Origin of the sequence: Pseudomonas baetica, from assembly GCF_051216495.1 — a bacterium.
GTDB classification, from domain to species: domain Bacteria; phylum Pseudomonadota; class Gammaproteobacteria; order Pseudomonadales; family Pseudomonadaceae; genus Aquipseudomonas; species Aquipseudomonas baetica_B.
The window spans coordinates 17,683-35,401 of sequence record NZ_JBPKAM010000068.1 but is presented as its reverse complement, the minus strand read 5'-3'; the positions used below and the strand labels follow the sequence as shown (position 1 = coordinate 35,401).

The following is a 17,719-nucleotide window of genomic DNA, read 5'->3' as shown; positions in this document are numbered from 1 at the left end:
AGTAAAACAGTCGCTCCTGCCCACTCGATAACTGTCCCATCATGCTGTGTGATCCCCCACCGGCCAATGCAGAGATTTTGCAGCAGGCCAGACAGGGGAGCTACTTTTTCAACAGAATCGGCCGATTCCTGCCTGTCGCCACAGTCAGCTTTGGATCGAACCAAGTCATACAGCCGCTAAAAATCACGCCCCGTGAATGGTTTTTTTTAGCGCTGAAGCGTGCACGTGTCAGTAAGACACGTGCACGGGCTTTGCCTTGTGGTTCTAACATGACCTCACGGCGACCAGCGTCATATTCGTCGAGGATCAGCGCCATGGGCCGGCAGTACCCAGGACAGGATACCTTCCTGGAATTCACAAGGTATGTGCTGCAGGCAAGATGAGGGCTTAGTCAACCATCACCTCGTCCAGTGCCTGCTCGAGGGTGCTGACCGTGCGCTCGATATTGTGCAGCTTCTCGAGTCCAAACAGACCGATGCGGAAGGTCTGGAAGTCGGCCGGCTCGTCGCATTGCAGCGGCACTCCGGCGGCGATCTGCAGGCCGTGGTCGGCAAATTTCTTGCCGCTCTTGATGTCGGCATCATCGGTGTAGCTCACCACTACGCCAGGGGCCTGAAAGCCGGCGGCGGCCACGCTTTTGATGCCTTTGCCGGTCAACATGGCGCGCACCCGATCGCCCAGAGTCTGTTGTTCGCCGCGAACCTTGTCGAAACCGTAGGCTTGCATCTCTTTCATCACTTCGTTAAACCGCGCCAGGGAATCGCTGGGCATGGTCGCATGGTAGGCATGTCCGCCCTGTTCGTAGGCCTGCATGATCTGAAGCCACTTTTTCAGGTCGCAGGCGAAGCTGCTGCTCTGCGTCTGCTCGATGCGCTCGAGGGCCAATGCACTGAGCATCACCAGGGCGCAGCAAGGGGAGGCGCTCCAGCCTTTCTGAGGTGCGCTGATCAGCAGGTCGATTGCGCATTTGTGCATATCAACCCAAATCGTGCCTGAGGCGATGCAGTCCAGCACGAACAGGCCACCCACCGCATGCACGGCGTCGCCGATGGCCCGCAGGTACTCGTCGGGCAGGATGATCCCTGATGAGGTTTCAACGTGGGGGGCGAAGACAATCTGCGGCCTCGAAGCCGCAATGGCTGCCAGCACTTCGTCCAGAGGGGGTGGGGCGTAGGCTGCCTGGCGACCCGTGTCGACCGGTCGGGCTTTCAGCACCGTGGTGGCTGCCGGGATGTTGCCCATCTCAAGGATCTGGCTCCAGCGATAACTGAACCAGCCGTTGCGTATCACCAGGCATTGCTGGGCGGTGGCAAACTGTCGCGCCACCGCTTCCATACCGAATGTGCCGCTGCCCGGGACCACCGCGACAGCCTGGGCGTTGTAGACCTGTTTCAGGGTCGTGGAAATGTTCTTCATCACGCCTTGAAATGACTGCGACATGTGGTTGAGCGAGCGGTCGGTGTAGACCACCGAGTACTCGACCAGTCCCTCGGGATCGATACTGGGATAGAGCTTTGACATGGGTGACTCCTTTGGCAGGGATCTCAGTGGTATCGACCCTGCCCTAAGCCTTGGCAAATAACAAGATTGCTCGAGATTGATTGCGATTTTTGTCGAGCGGCCGACATCACCTGTGGGCGGCAACCGGTTCTGACTGCGCAGATTGCGCACAAGAAATACAACGGTAAAAAGCAGGCAATTACCGATGCACGAATAAAATGATGCAACTGCCCCGGTCCTGCTGGTCGACAGGCGAACGTCAATTTTTTACCAGCAGCTCCGGGCCGAGGTAGTCGTTGATCTGGTCGATATCGTCGTCGCCCAGGCTACCCACCGAGGAGGCCAGGCGCAGACGCGACATCAAGTAGCGCAACTTGGCTTCGAACAGGTCGTGGCGCGCCACGAAGAGCAGCTCTTCGGCATTGAGCACGTCCGAGTTGGTGCTGGTACCTCCTTCCTTGAAGCCCTTGCGGGTCGACATCAGTGAGCGTTCATTGGACTGCACGGCCTTCTCCAGCGCGTGGATGCGTTTGGCACCGCTCTGTACGCCGTGATACTCACGGGTGGTTCCGGAGATGACTTCCTGTCGCGTGGCGTCGAGTTCGTCCTGGGCCTTGTAGCTATTGGAAGTGGCCTGGCGTGCCAGCGCGCTGACGCCGCCGCCGTTGAATATCGGGACATTGACTTCCAGCCCGATCGAGCCGTAGCGGTTGCGTTGATTCAACTCGGAGATGGATTGGCTATCGCCCGCGGTGTAGCCGGCCACGAAATCCAGTGTGGGCCAGTGGCCGGCCTTGGCGCGCTTTACTTCTTCTTCGGCGAGGTCGCTGCTGTAACGGCGCGCATGGATCAATGGGCTGTCGGCCTGGGCCCTGACCAGCCAGTCCTGCAGGTTGTCCGGCAGCAGCGGTGGTGTATCGAAGCTCGGACGCAAGGTGGTCAGCGATTCGGGGGTTTCACCGATGTACTCCTCGAGCTTGCGGCGTGCATTGATCAAGTTGTCCTGCGCTTCGATCAGCTCGGCTTCGGCAAGGTCGCGGCGAGCGACCGACTCGTCGATGTCGGTGATGGTGCCGGCCCCCAGCTCCATGCGACGTTTCGCCGAGGCGAGTTGCTCTTCGAAGGCACTCAGCTTGGACTTGGCCAGGACGATGGTTTCGCTGGCCAGGAGCACGTCGAAATAACTTTCGGTCAGGCGCACCGCGGCATCCTGGGTCTTGGCATCGAACACCGCGACGCTGTAGTCCGCACGTTGCTTGCCCTGGCGGTACTCGGCCATTTTCTGTTTGTTGAACAGTGGCTGGCGCAAGCGCACGTTAGCGCCCTTGGAGTCGTAGTCCAGATCCCGTTCGAGACCGCTCTGGCGTTGGGTGCCATTGACCTTGTTGTCGTAGGCCGAGGCATTGACCTGCGGGAGCAGGCCGGCCAGACCGATGGCGCGGTTTTCCCCACCGGCCTCTTTTTCATGCACGGCAGCGCGGTAGACAGGGCCCTGGTACTGCAACAGATCCCAGGCTTGTTTGAGGTCCATGGCGCCAGCTGGCAGCGACAGTCCCAGCAGGCAGAAAATCAGGCAATGACGGTCCATTTCATTGTTCCTTGAAGGCGCTGTCCACACGTTCGAGCATCGGTTTAAGCAGATAGCTCATCAGGTTGCGCTCGCCGGTCTTGATGGTGACGCTGGCGGGCATGCCGGGGCGAATGTGGTTGCTGCCCAGCAGGCTCATGCCGTCGGGCGTGACTTCCACCTGCGCCAGATAGAACGGTTGCTTGCTTTCCTCGTCGAGCAGGCGGTCGGCGGAGATGGTCTTCACGCGGCCGGGGATGTTGGGTGTCTGGGCATGGTTGAAGGCCGGGAAGGATAGGTCCACGTCCAGCCCGGGAACCATCTTGTCGATGGCCTGCACGGGAATCATCGCGTCGACCTGCAGCGGTTCGTTGACCGGAACGATTTCCATGATCTTGAAGCCCGGCTGAATGATTCCGCCGATGGTGGCAATGCTCAGGGACTGGACCATGCCGTCGATGGGCGATCGAATCACCGTGTGGGTCACTTCATAGTCCAGCGCACGCAAGCGGTCGGCCAGGGTGGTGTTTTCCTTGGCGGTATCGGTCAGCTGCGATTCGACTTCCTTCAGGTAATCGTGCCGGCGTTGCAGGATGCGCAGCTTGATTTCGGTGATCTGGCTGCGCACGCGAGCGATGTTGTTGAGGTTCTCGGCCTGGCCGGCGGAGAGGTCGGCGTTACTGCGTTCCAGCTCAAGCAGGCGGTTGCGCGGCACATAGCCTTCGGCCGCCAGCACGCGGGTGCCTTGCAGTTCCTGGTTGAGGAAGTTGATCTGTGAGGCGCGGGAGCCATGGACCTGCTGCAGGCCCTTGAGCTGCACCTGCGACGCCGCCAGGTTTTCCTCCAGGATGCTGATTTCGCCCGCGAGACCGGCGCGGCGGGTGTCCAGCAGATGCTGTTGCAGGTCCATGGCGGCCACCAGGCGGTGGTCATCGCCGAAGCGCTTGAGCAACTCGGGGTCGAAGCTCACCGTGTCGCGGTCGTCACGTTCCGCTTCCAGGCGGTTTTCCACGGTCTTGCTGACGATGTACTGGGCGCTGACCGCACCCTGTTCGGCAACGGCACGCAACGAGTCGAGGCGGACCACTTCCTGGCCTTTTTTCACCACATCGCCCTCGCGAACGAGAATGGCCTCCACGGTGCCACCGCTCAGGTGCTGCACGGCTTTTCGATTGCTGGTGACCTTGACCGTGCCGGTCGCGACCACGCCTGCATCCAGCGGTGCCAGCCAGGACCACAGGAGGAAGCCGCCGAAGCCGGCGAGTACCAGCCATACGCCCCAGCGTGCGGGTTTACCGACGTCCAGATCGATCACGCTCTGGGGGGCGGCTTGAATCATCTCGGTGTGTGGGCTCATTTGCATGATCGATCACTCCCTTGCCTTGACGGAGGCCAGTGGTGTCGGCGCGCCGGCCGGCATCACGGCGGCCTTGCGCAGCGCTGCGAATACTTCATCACGCGGGCCGAGCATCTGCACGCCGCCATCACGCAGCATCAGCACCTTGTCGACAGCGCAAAGCACATTGGGGCGGTGGGAAACCAGAATGACGGTCGCGCCGCGGCCCTTGAGTTCGGCCAGCGCATCGACCAGGGCTTTTTCGCCAACGTCGTCGAGGTTGGCGTTCGGCTCATCCAGCACGATCAGGTTGGGTTCGCCATACAGGGCGCGGGCCAGGGCGATGCGTTGTTTCTGGCCACCGGACAGCGGGCTGCCATCGGTGCCCAGGCGGGTGTCGTAGCCCTGGGGGAAACGCAGGATCATCTCGTGCACGCCTGTGGTTTTGGCGGCGCGGATGACCGCGTCGCTGTCCACTTCGCCGAAGCGCGCAATGTTGTCGGCGATGCTGCCCTCGAACAGCTCCACGTCCTGTGGCAGGTAGCCGAGCCAGGGGCCGAGTTCGCCCTTGTTCCAGGTGAAGATGTCCGCGCCGTCCAGGCGTACCTTGCCGGCCTGTGCCGGCCAGACGCCCACCAGCAGGCGGGCGAGGGTGGATTTGCCCGAGGCGGATGGACCGATGACGCCAAGGCTTTCGCCCGGGACAAGGCTGACGCTGACCCCGCGCAGAATGGTGGTGTTGGTGCCGGGGGCGCCGGCAAACACATTCTCCACTGCGACCATGCCTTGCGGCCGCTGCAACGACATGCTCGGTGGCCGGCGCGGGTAGTCCTGCAGCATCTCGTTGAGCCGACCCCAGGCCGAACGGCAGCCGAGCAGTTGCTTCCATGACGCGATGACCTGTTCCACCGGACCCAGCGCGCGGCCGGTGAGGATCGAGCAGGCAATCATCATCCCCGGGGTGATCTTGCCTTCGATCGCCAGCAGCGCGCCGGCGCCAAGGATCAGCGACTGCAAGGTGATGCGCACGAAGCGTCCGGTGCTGCTGATCAGGGCGGCGCGGTCGGAGGCCAGGGTCTGCATTTCCAGAATGCGCAAATGGCTCTGGAACCAGCGCTTGCTGATCGACGGCAACATGCCCATGGCTTCGATGACTTCGGCATTGCGCAGGTTGTTGTTGGCGTAGAGGGAGGAGGAAAGGGCGGCCTGGTTAGCTTCGGCCAAGGGCTTCTGCGTCGCCTTTTCGGTGACATACGCCAGGCCCATCAGAATCAGCGAGCCGATCAACGTGACCAGTCCGAGCAGTGGGTGGATCAGGTAGGCCACCAGCAGGTAGATCGGCGTCCACGGCGCATCGAAGAAGGCGAACAGGGCGTTGCCGGTGAGGAACTGGCGTACCTGCGAGAGATCTTGCAGGGCCTGGGCAGGGTTACCGCCGGCGCGGTTCAGGTTGCGCTCGAACGCAGCGGTGAAGACGCGCCGGTTGAGGTCCATGTCGAGGCAGTTGCCGACCCGGATCAGCACGCGGGTGCGGATCATTTCCAGCATGGACATCAGCAGGAACAGCCCGATCACCAGCAAGGTCAGCATCGTCAAAGTTGTGACGTTGCGACTGACCAGGGCTCGATCGTAGACCTGCAGCATGTACACGGCAGGCGTCAACATCATGACGTTGATCACGCCACTGAACCCTGCCAGCGCGTAAAAACTACGGCGCAGGCGAAAAATCGCATCGGCAAGTTCTGAACGGGTGCTCGGATTCTTGTGCATTCTGATACTTCCCCCGACCGAAAAGCCGAACGCCTACACGGCGTAAACGTAGCTGGCTAACAATAGATGTAGTTGCGAATGCAGTGCGTTAACACAAGGTGTAGTTGTTTCGGCAAGTTCCGAAACTTCACGGCACTCCCATATGCTGGAGCGTAGGTGGCGTTTGTTTCTTAAGCGATACAGTTTGAAATAACATTTCGCTCTAATAATGCTAAGAAAATTCTATATGTCGTTAAATAACAGCTAGTTACGGATCCAATTGCCGGCTGTCAGGAATCGCGGCGAAATATTGACATCCCATTTTTCTGGAACTTTAGTCATGGTGAGGTGTCGCCCGCCGCAGCCAGCCATTGTTTTGGCCAAAGCACGACACGTTGACTCCTGAAGGAGCAAAACATGTCGATCGTTTCGTTTTTTTGCCGGGCGACGGAGCCGTTCAGAAAGTTCGCTTCGACTTCCAGATTCCATGACCCCCCAGGGGCTCCGGCTCGCTCTGCCTGACCGCTCAGCGAGCCATTCACCCTGCGAATTCCAGGCGCGTTTCCCGGGTAAGGCTTTGCCTTCCCCGCGCCTGCTCTCGCCAAAAAAATAACTATTAACACTGTGCCAGCCAGCAACTGACTGGGCGCGGGAGGACTTTTTCGTCCTGTGCCTTGCATGCGATAAATCGAGGGCAATCGAAAATGGCAAATTTCAGCAAGTCGGACCTTGAGTTCATCCTCAAGCAGATCTTCATCGCAGAAGCGCATGCCGACGGCGCCAGCCTCATTGAATTGTTACCCAACAGTCAGGTGCCATTCGGCCTGCGCACCGTCGATGGCAGTTACAACAACCTGGTTGCCGGACAAAGCGGGTTCGGTGCCGCGGACAATTCCTTCCTTCGCTTGCTCGATCCCGCATACCGAGCGTCCTACCAAGGGACGGGGAGTGTGGTCGATCCGCAGCCACGCATCATCAGCAACCTGATCGTCGACCAAACCGCCAACAACCCGGCCGCGGTGGCGGCGAACGGCGGGGCCGACCCGGTGATCAGTCCCGGTCTGGACGGGGTGTTCGGTACGGAAGATGACAAGGAAGTGTTCTTCATCCCTAACCAGTCGCCGGACGTCGGCCTGACGGCCAGCTTCAACTCGTGGATGACCTTCTTTGGCCAGTTCTTCGACCACGGCCTGGACCTGGTCACCAAGAGCGCCACGGATATTGTGTTTATTCCGCTGCAACCGGACGATCCGTTGTACGATCCGCAGAGCCCGACCAATTTCATGGTGCTGTCACGTGCCGTGCGCACCGCTGGCGCGGACGGCGTCGTCGGCACGGCTGACGATGGCCAGACCAACACCACCTCGCCGTTCGTGGATCAAAGCCAGACCTACAGCTCGCACCCGTCGCATCAAGTGTTCCTGCGCGAATACACCCTCAACGCGGCAGGCGACCCGATTGCAACGGGGCGTTTGATTACCAACCGCGATCTCGGTGGCGATGGCAAGTTCGGCACCGCCGATGACGGCAATGGCGAAAAAGGCGGCATGGCCACCTGGGCGGTAGTCAAGGCCCAGGCCCGCGACATTCTGGGTATCAACCTGACCGACGCCGATGTACACAGCGTGCCGCTGCTGGCAACCGATGCTTATGGCAACTTCATCCGTGGGCCTGGTGGCATGCCGCAAGTGGTGGTGCGTGTTAGCAACGGTGCCGACGGAATCGCCGGGACCGCCGATGACGTTACCCAATTGGTCGAAGGTAACCGGGACGCGCCGATCAGCCTGGCCAATGCCGTGAGCACCGGGCATGGCTTCCTCGACGACATTGCCCACAATGCCGCACCGGTGGTCGTCGGCGGGGTTCTGCAAGCCGATGGCGACACTGATGTTGGTAATGCGCAGCCCGTTGGCGCCGGCGGCAACAACCTGACCTACGACAACGAACTGCTCGATGCCCACTACATCGCCGGCGATGGCCGGGCGAACGAGAACATCGGCCTGACCACCGTGCACCATGTGTTCCACTCCGAGCACAACCGCCTGGTCCAGCAATCCAAGGACACCATCCTGGCCGCAGGCGATCTGGCGTTCCTCAATGAGTGGCTGGCGGACGATGTGGCTGCGTTCCCGGTGACACCCGCTGAAATCGCAGCCTTGGTGTGGGATGGCGAACGCCTGTTCCAGGCCGCCAAGTTCGGCACCGAGATGCAGTATCAGCACCTGGTGTTCGAGGAGTTTGCGCGGACCATTCAACCGCAGATCGATGAATTCCTGGCGCCCAACGGCTATGACACCTCGATCAACCCGGCCATCCTCGCCGAGTTCGCCCACGTGGTGTATCGCTTCGGTCACTCGATGCTGACCGAGACGGTCGATCGCTTCGATCCCGAGTTCAATCCGCTCCTCACCGACCCGAACAACCCGGACTCGCAACTTGGTTTGATTGCGGCCTTCCTCAACCCGCTGGCGTTCGCCGGCAGCGGGGCCACTTCGGACGAAGCGGCCGGGGCGATCATTCGCGGTGCGACCCGTCAGGTCGGCAACGAGATCGACGAATTCGTCACCGAAGCCTTGCGCAATAACCTGCTGGGTCTGCCACTCGATTTGCCAGCGCTGAACCTGGCGCGCGGTCGCGACACCGGCATCCCCACCTTGAATGAAGCGCGACGTGAATTCTATGCGGCGACGGGGGATAGCCAACTCAAGCCGTATATCAGCTGGGCTGACCTGGCGAACAACCTCAAGCACCCCGAATCCCTGGTCAACTTCATCGCCGCCTTCGGCACCCACGGGGCCTTGACGGCTGCCGATGTGGATACCCTGGTCGAGATGCGTGCGGTCGCAGCCGCCCTGGTGTTCGGCGGCAGCGCGGTGATCAACGCCGGCACGGCCGAGGAGCGTATCTTTACCGCCAATAACGCGGATCGCCTGGCATTCCTGAACAGTACGGGCATCTACGCCATGGTCGATGGCGTCACCACCACGGGCGTGGACGACATCGACTTCTGGGTCGGTGGCCTTGCCGAACAGAAAATGCCGTTTGGCGGGATGCTCGGTTCGACGTTCAACTTCGTGTTCGAAACCCAACTCGAAGCGTTGCAGAACGGCGACCGCTTCTACTACCTGTCGCGCACCGCGGGCATGAACTTCGGCACTGAGCTTGAGAACAACTCCTTCGCCAAGCTGATCATGCTCAACAGCGATGTCACCCACCTGTCGAACACCGTGTTCCTGACGCCGACTTACACCCTCGAAGTGGATCAGTCCAAGCAGTTCACCGGCCTGGGTGCCAACGGCAATGCCGACCCGACGGGCGGCCTCACGATCAACGGCGTGGAAATCGTCAAGCTGGTGGTCCGCGATAACCCCGACACCCCGGGTACCGACAGCAATTACCTGCGGTACAACGGTGAAGACCATGTGGTGCTGGGCGGCACCGACGGCAACGACATCATCATCTCCGGAGACGGCGATGACACCTTGTACGGCGACGGCGGTAACGACCGTTTGGAAGGCGGCGCCGGGAACGATGCGGTACTGGGTGGCGCGGGCGACGACATCATCACCGACTCGTTCGGCGACAACCGTCTGGAAGGCAACGCCGGTAACGACGTGATCATCGCCGGTAGCATGCTCGCGGGAGGCAACCTGATCCTGGGTGGCGACGGCCAGGACTTCATCATCACCACCGAAGACATCAGCACCACCTTCGGCGGTCAGGGCGATGACTTCATCCTCGGTGCCAAGACCAACCTGCCACCGACCGGCAACGAAGGTGACGACTGGATCGAGAAGGGCACCCAGGACGGTGCGCCCGGTGATAACGCCGCGCCGTTGCTCACTGACGATACGATCGGCAACGACATCTTTGTCGGTGGCGGTGGCTTCGACGAAATGATCGGCGAGGGTGGCGATGACATCTTTGTCGGCAGCGATGCCCAGGACAAGATGGACGGCATGTCCGGTTTCGACTGGGTGACCTACAAGAACGACAAGTTCGGTGTCACCGCTGATCTGTCCCTGGCCGCGCTGGCCCAGCCTCACGGCAACGCACCAAACCAGAACACCGGCGTGTTCAATCCGGTCGGTGCCTCGCCAGCCTCGATTCTTGACCGTTTTGCCGAGGTGGAAGGCTTGTCCGGTTCGAATTTCGCCGATGTGCTCAAAGGCGATGATGTCGATGCGGTCACCATCCTCAACCACGGCGGGGCCACGGGCAGTGCGCTGACCAATGTGGCGTTGATCCGCGGGCTGGCTCAGTTCCTGGCCGATGCCGGGCTGCCAACCACTGGCTTTGCCACGGGCAACATCATCCTCGGTGGCAATGGCAGCGACCTGATCGAGGGTCGCGGTGGCGATGACCTGATCGATGGCGATAAATGGATCAACGTCAGGATTGCGGTCTATGCCCCTGGTGATACCAACCACACCGGACCTGAGATCGCCTCGTTCGACAGCATGGTCGATATGATCCCGTTCATGATGGACGGCACCTACAACCCGGGCCAGCTCAAGGCCGTGCGGGAAATCCTGCCCGGTACTTCGACGGGCGGAGCGGCATTCGACACCGCGATTTTCTCCGGAAATCAGGCCGATTACGTGGTGACGCGTGACGATCGCGGCACGGCCAATACGGCGGACGACGTGTGGACCGTGGCGGATACTGTAGTGGCTCGCGACGGCACCGATACCCTGCTGCATATCGAACGCCTGCAGTTCGCCGATGGCCAGCGCGTGCTGGTGGAAGGGCTCAATGCCCAACCGGTTGGTCGGCCCACCATCACCGACGGTAACGGCGGTGCGATCACCGTGGGCGACCTGTTGACCGTCAGCGTGGCCGGGGTGACCGATGCCAACAACGTCGGTGGGACGCTCAACAATTCTTCGGTGTCCTACTACTGGCAATTCGAGGCGGATCCAGGCAGCGGTGTGTTCGAGGACATTATCCTGTTGCCGGCCGGCGACCTGGCGTTCCAGAGTGCCGACGGCACCGCGTTCAAGGTCTCTCCTGACCTTGCCGGGTTGTCGTTGCGGGTCAAGGCGATCTACCAGGACGGTCATGGCACCACTGAAGTGGTGTTCTCGCAACCGACCGCCGTGGTGGCGCCCGGCGCACCGGTTGTGCCTACGCCGCAGGTGCCGGTGGTCGACGCTACCGCAGGGGGCGAGGGCCTGCACATGGTCCGTTCCGACCTCAATTTCATTCTTGATCAGATCAAGATTGCCGAGGCTGACGCGGCCGGACAGGACATCCTCTCGCTGATCCCGAACATCCGTGCGCCGTTGGGCCTGCGGGCGGTCGACGGCTCGAACAACAACCTGCTGAACCTCAACGGCAACAACCACACCCAGTTTGGCGCCGCTGATAACACCTTCCCGCGTGTGAGCGATCCGGTGTTCAATCCGGCGGAAGGTGTGCCAGCCGGTTTCTTCGGCCCAGGCTCGCCGGCTTTTCCGGGATCGTCCTATGCGCAGAACAGCGGCCCGGTGTTTGACTCGCAGCCGCGCACCATCAGTAACCTGATCGTCGACCAAACCTCGAACAACCCGGCGGCCTATGCCACGGCTCACGACCCGGGCGCGAACGGTCATCTCGACTTCGGTGTCGTGGGTAGCGGTAACGACGACGTGCTCAAGGATGGCGTACGGATCGTCGCCAGCCCCGGCATGGATGGTCAGTTCGGTACGTCCGATGACCACGACGTCTACCTGTTCGAGAACACTGCGGCGGATGCGGGCTTGTCTGCGCCGTTCAACGCCTGGATGACCTTCTTCGGGCAGTTCTTCGACCATGGTCTGGACCTGGTGACCAAAGGCGGTTCGGGCACCATCTACATCCCGCTGCAACCGGATGATCCGTTGTATGTGCCTGGCGGCAACACCAACTTCATGGTGGTGACCCGCGCGACCAACCTGCCAGGGGCGGATGGCGTTCTTGGTACGGCCGACGACATCCATGAGCATACCAACACCACCACGCCGTTCGTGGACCAGAACCAGACCTACAGCTCGCACCCATCGCACCAGGTGTTCCTGCGCGGGTACGTGATGACGGGCGACGGCCCCGTAGCGACCGGCAACCTGATCACTAACCGTGACCTGGGGGGGGACGGCAAGTACGGTACCTCAGACGACACAGAAATCGGTGGCATGGCGACCTGGAAAGTGGTCAAGGCGCAGGCACGTGACGTGCTCGGTATCAATCTCACCGACGCCGATATCGACAGCGGTCCGCTGCTGGCGACTGACGCCTATGGCAACTTCATCAAGGGGCCGCATGGCTTCCCGCAGGTGGTCATTCGGGTCAATAACGGGCTGGACGGTATCGCCGGCAACGCCGACGACGTCACGACCCTGATCGAAGGCAATCCGGCCAATCCGATAAGCCTTGCGAACGCAGTACGCACTGGCCATGCCTTCCTCAACGACATCGCCCACAATGCCGTGCCGGTCATTTCCGGCGGGGTCCTGCAGGCGGATGGCGACACTGACGTTGGCAATGCGCAACCGGCTGGCCCTACCGGCAACAACCTGACCTACGACAACGAGTTGCTGGATGCGCACTACATCGCCGGCGACGGCCGGGTCAACGAGAACATCGGCCTGACCGCCGTGCACGCGATCTTCCACGCCGAGCACAATCGGCTGGTCGAGCAAACCAAGGACACCGTGCTCGATTCGGGTGACCTGGCTTTCCTCAACGAGTGGCTGCTCAATCCTTTGGCCGCGTTGCCCGCCAACCAGGCCGAGATCGATGCCCTGGTGTGGAATGGCGAGCGCCTGTTCCAGGCGGCCAAGTTCGGCACCGAGATGCAGTATCAACACCTGGTGTTCGAGGAATTTGCGCGGACCATCCAGCCTCGCGTTGACCTGTTCTTCGCACCGACCCAGGTCTATGACGTCGACCTCGATGCCTCGATCGTCGCCGAGTTCGCCCACACCGTGTACCGGTTTGGCCACTCGATGCTGACCGAGACCGTCGATCGCTTCGATGTCAATTTCGACGTGATTGGCGACCCGAGCAGTGCAGATCCCGATCAGCAACTGGGCCTGATCGCGGCGTTCCTCAACCCGTTGGCGTACGCCGCCAGTGGCGTGACGCCCGAGGATGCGACCAGTGCGATCGTGCGCGGGGTGACCCGGCAAGCCGGTAACGAAATCGACGAGTTCGTCACCGAGGCGCTGCGCAACAACCTGCTGGGCCTGCCACTGGACCTGCCGGCGATCAACATCGCCCGTGGCCGCGACGTGGGGATTCCCTCGCTCAACGCAATCCGCCGCGACATCTACAGCCAAACCGGTGACACCCAACTCAAGCCGTACACCAGTTGGGTCGACCTGGTGCAGCACCTCAAGCATCCGGAGTCGTTGATCAACTTCATCGCGGCCTACGGCACCCATGGCACGATCACGTCGGCAACCACGCTGGAAGGCAAGCGCGCCGCGGCGATGTTGCTGGTGTTTGGCGATGGTGGTGTTAACGAGCCAGCCGATCGGATGGACTTCCTCAATGGCACCGGTGCCTGGGCCAACGTAACGTTGGCCGGTAAGGATGGGATACTGGGGAATGCCGATGACCTGAAGGGTGTGACGATCACGGGTGTCGATGCCATCGATCTCTGGATCGGCGGCCTGGCCGAAGAGAAAACGCCGTTCGGCGGCATGCTCGGCTCGACCTTCAACTTCGTGTTCGAGAACCAGATGGAGAAACTCCAGGACGGCGACCGCTTCTACTACCTGGAGCGTACCTCTGGGCTGTCGATGAATGCCGAGCTGGAAAGCAACTCGTTCGCCAAGCTGATCATGGCCAACACCTCGGCCACGCACTTGCCGGGGCTGGTGTTCTCGGATGTGGCGTTCTATCTGGAAAGGGACCAGAGCAAGCAATACAACGAAGGACTGGGCAACGCCGATCCACTGAGCGAAAACAACCAACAGGTGGTGTTCCGCGACAACCCGCTGACCGCAGGACCGGACGCCAACTACATCAAGTACACCGGTGAAGAGCATATCGTGCTGGGCGGCACCAACAGTGCCGACATCCTCATCTCCGGTGGCGGCGATGACACGGTCTGGGGTGATGGCGGCAACGATCGCATCGAAGGTGGCAACGGCAACGACCAACTGCGTGGTGGCGCCGGCGACGACATCATCACCGACCTGGGCGGCGACGATAACATCCAGGGTGGCGACGGCAACGACGTGCTGCACGGAGGCAACGGCGTCAACCTGATCATCGGCGGGTTCGGCAATGACTTCATCATCACCGGTGAGGACGCCTCCGAAGCCATTGGTGGCCAGGGCAACGACTTTATCCTGGGCAGCAAGGCCAACGAGCAGGACATGGGTAACGAAGGCGACGACTGGATCGAGAAGGGCACGTCGGACGGTGCCCCTGGCGACAACTTCGATCCGCTCGGCAATGACCCGATCATCGGCAACGACGTGTTCGTCGGCGGTAACGAGAACGACAAGTTCAACGGCGAAGGCGGCGACGACATCATGGTCGGCAGTCTCGGCTTCGGTGACCGCTATATCGGCGGCTCCGGCTATGACTGGGCAACGTTCAAGGATCTCGCCCAGGGCGTGAGCATCGATATGAGCGACCGCTTTTTCGATGTACCGCTGGTACCGGGTTCAGGGGCCTCGGCGCTGGTGCGTTTCGACATCATGGAAGGTCTGTCCGGTTCCAAGCAGGGTGACTTCCTGCGCGGCGATAGCGAAGACTCGACATCGTTGCCCACCGCAGGTGCAACCGGCAGCGTGTTGACCAACATCAACCTGATCGACGGTCTGGCGGGTCTGTTGCCAGCCGGAGCGACGTTCTTCGACGGCGGCAACATCATCCTCGGTGGCAGCGGCAGCGACCTGATCGAAGGTCGCGGCGGTGACGACATCATCGACGGTGACAAGTGGCTGAACGTGCGCATCAGCGTACGGGCCAATTCGGATGGCACCGGCCCGGAAATCGCCTCGTTCGACAGTATGGAGCCCATGGTGCCGTTTATGTTGAACGGTACCTACAATCCGGGCCAACTGGTCATCGTGCGGGAGATTCTGACCGGCGATGACAAGTACGACACAGCACTGTTCACCGGTAATGCGTCGGAATACAGCATCGCGGTCGAAGGCAACACGGTGATTGTGACCGACTCGGTGGCGGGGCGTGATGGGGTCGATCGCCTGACGGGCATCGAGCGCCTGCAGTTTGCTGATAGTGCGCAGGCATCCGGCGTGGGCACCGCGCAAAACGCTGGCCCATCGGGGCATCTGGCGATCCTCGATGATGCCACCGGCGTGCGTGACGATTCGCCGGTCACCGGCCAGTTGTTGCGGGTCAGCAACCTGGGCGTGCACGATGCCGACAACGTCGGAGCGACCAATCCGAACGGAGCAGTGAACGGTCCGGTAGCTTACTACTGGCAGGTCGAAACCATCCCGGGTACGGGTGTTTTCGAAGACATCACCGTTGTCGCCGCTGGCGAGGCATCGCGGGCGACGGGTACCACCTACCGGGTGACGGACGATGTCGCGGGCCTGAACATCCGCGTCCGGGCGGTGTATCAGGATGCCAAGGGCACGCTGGAAATCGTCGATTCGACGCCGAACAGCTCGCCCACCACAGTGCCGACCGTAGCGGGGCTGGCGGTGCAGAACCAGGTGTTGACCGCCAATCCGGCGAGCATCATCGACGTTGATGGCCTGAGCAATCCGCAGTTCACCTTCCAGTGGCAGGTCAACAGCCCGGCGGGCTTCGTCAACATCGCCGGCGCGACCAACAGCACGCTCGCGCTCAGTCAGGCTCAGGTGGGTCAGACGGTGCGCGTGGTGGTCAATTACGTGGATGACTTCGGCGTGGCCGAAAGTGTTGCATCCGACGTCCTCGGGCCGGTGGCCAACGTCAACGATGCACCGACCGGTGCGTTGCTGATCAGCGACACCACACCGGATCAAGGGCAGGTGTTGACCGCGATCACCACCGGGATTGGCGATGTGGACGGGCTGGGCACCTTCAGCTTCCAATGGCAGCAAGGGGTGGGCACGTCCTTCACCAACATCAACGGTGCGACCGGTGCGACCTTCACTCCCGGCTCGGCGCAGGGCAACCTGCAACTGCGGGTGATCGTGAGCTACACCGATGGCTTCGGCACGCTGGAGTCGGTGACGTCGGCGGCGACGGCGGCGGTGACCATACCGACAGGGGTGGTGCTGACGGGTAACGCGTTGGCGAACGTCCTCACTGGCGGTGCGGGTGCCGATCTGCTGTTTGGCCTGGGCGGGAACGATACGCTCAATGGTCTGGCCGGTAGTGACCAGTTGTTCGGCGGCATTGGCAACGACATTCTCAACGGCGGAGACGACAACGATATCCTCAATGGCGAGGACGGCAACGACACCCTCAACGGCGGGCTCGGCGCGGATGCCATGAATGGCGGTGCCGGCAACGACACCTTTGTGGTCGATAACGTCGGTGACTCCGTCATCGAGGCCGCAGGTGGCGGTGTCGATCTGGTGCAAACCAGCCTGACGAGCTATGTGCTCGGTGGCAACGTCGAAAACCTGACCTTTACCGGCGCCGGCAACTTCACCGGTACCGGCAATGGGTTGGACAACATCATCAATGGCGGGGCCGGCAACGACCTCCTCAATGGCGGTGCAGGTGTCGACCGGTTGGTAGGGTTGGCCGGCGATGACACCTACATCGTCGATAACGGCGGGGACACGGTGGTCGAGGCGTTTGGCGGGGGGGTGGATACCGTACAGACTTCCCTGGCCAGCTACGTCCTGGCAGGCAATGTCGAGAACCTGACGTTCACCGGCGTTGGCGCCTTCACCGGCATCGGCAACGGGTTGAACAACGTCATCACCGCCGGAGCAGGCAGTGACACCCTCAATGGTGGCGGTGGCAACGACATCCTCACCGGCAATGGCGGTAACGACAGGCTCAATGGCGAAGGCGGAAACGACCAACTGTTGGGAGGCATTGGCGCCGATATCCTCAACGGTGGCAATGGCGATGACAGCCTTGACGGCGGTGACGGCGATGACTCACTGATCGGTGACACTGGCAACGACACACTGCTCGGCGGATTGGGCAATGACAACCTGGACGGCGGTAACGGCAACGATCTGCTGCAGGGTGGCGATGGCAATGACACGCTGCTCGGTGGCATCGGCGTCGACACCTTGCTGGGTGGCAACGGCAATGACTTTATCGATGGCGGCGATGGCAACGATACTGTCACGGGCGGTGCCGGCAACGACGTGATGGTTGCCAGCAGTGGCAACGATATCTTCATGTTCGCCGCAGGCTTCGGCACCGATCAGATCCTGGGCTTCGATGCCGTCCTGGCGGGAGGCCAGGACCGAATCGATATCACCGGGTTGAACATCACGGCGGCGACCTTTGCCGGCAACGTCACCATCACTGATGTCGGTGCGGATACCTTGGTCAGCATCGGAGGTGCTGATTCCATCCGCCTGGTCGGTGTGGCCGACGCAACGACCGTCACATCCGCAGACTTCATCCTCGCCACTTGAGGCCCTGATCAGTCTGTCGCAGGG

Annotated in this window: 5 protein-coding genes; 1 reads left to right on the top strand and 4 read right to left on the bottom strand. The window is 61.4% G+C overall.

The features are described 5' to 3' along the window. Positions 1-387: 387 nt before the first annotated feature. The 4 genes from ACSFE6_RS21765 to ACSFE6_RS21750 all read right to left on the bottom strand — a co-directional run bounded on the left by ACSFE6_RS21765 (position 388) and on the right by ACSFE6_RS21750 (position 6,173). Complete coding sequence (locus ACSFE6_RS21765) at positions 388-1,521, bottom strand: alanine--glyoxylate aminotransferase family protein (protein ID WP_435429507.1); 1,134 nt, start codon at positions 1,519-1,521, stop codon at positions 388-390. A 238-nt stretch (positions 1,522-1,759) separates the two neighbouring features. Beyond that, positions 1,760-3,088 (bottom strand): TolC family outer membrane protein, encoded by a 1,329-nt coding sequence (locus ACSFE6_RS21760; RefSeq protein WP_435429506.1) that lies wholly within the window; start codon positions 3,086-3,088, stop codon positions 1,760-1,762. A gap of 1 nt (position 3,089) precedes the next feature. Then, positions 3,090-4,430, bottom strand: a complete 1,341-nt coding sequence (locus ACSFE6_RS21755; RefSeq protein ID WP_435429505.1) for an HlyD family type I secretion periplasmic adaptor subunit — start codon at positions 4,428-4,430, stop codon at positions 3,090-3,092. A gap of 6 nt (positions 4,431-4,436) precedes the next feature. After that, positions 4,437-6,173, bottom strand: coding sequence for a type I secretion system permease/ATPase (locus tag ACSFE6_RS21750; RefSeq protein ID WP_435429504.1), 1,737 nt, complete (start codon positions 6,171-6,173; stop codon positions 4,437-4,439). A 683-nt stretch (positions 6,174-6,856) separates the two neighbouring features. On the opposite strand from ACSFE6_RS21750, the gene ACSFE6_RS21745 reads away from it, so the two are divergent. Beyond that, on the top strand, positions 6,857-17,695 hold the full coding sequence (locus tag ACSFE6_RS21745; RefSeq protein WP_435429503.1) for a peroxidase family protein: 10,839 nt from the start codon (positions 6,857-6,859) through the stop codon (positions 17,693-17,695). Positions 17,696-17,719: the final 24 nt, after the last annotated feature.

Excerpts from the sequence above, each read along its gene's own strand:
- ACSFE6_RS21755 (WP_435429505.1), bottom strand. The coding sequence starts at position 4,430 with ATGCAAATGAGCCCACACACCGAGATGATTCAAGCCGCCCCCCAGAGC.
- ACSFE6_RS21760 (WP_435429506.1), bottom strand. The coding sequence starts at position 3,088 with ATGGACCGTCATTGCCTGATTTTCTGCCTGCTGGGACTGTCGCTGCCA.
- ACSFE6_RS21765 (WP_435429507.1), bottom strand. The coding sequence starts at position 1,521 with ATGTCAAAGCTCTATCCCAGTATCGATCCCGAGGGACTGGTCGAGTAC.
- ACSFE6_RS21750 (WP_435429504.1), bottom strand. The coding sequence starts at position 6,173 with ATGCACAAGAATCCGAGCACCCGTTCAGAACTTGCCGATGCGATTTTT.
- ACSFE6_RS21745 (WP_435429503.1), top strand. The coding sequence starts at position 6,857 with ATGGCAAATTTCAGCAAGTCGGACCTTGAGTTCATCCTCAAGCAGATC.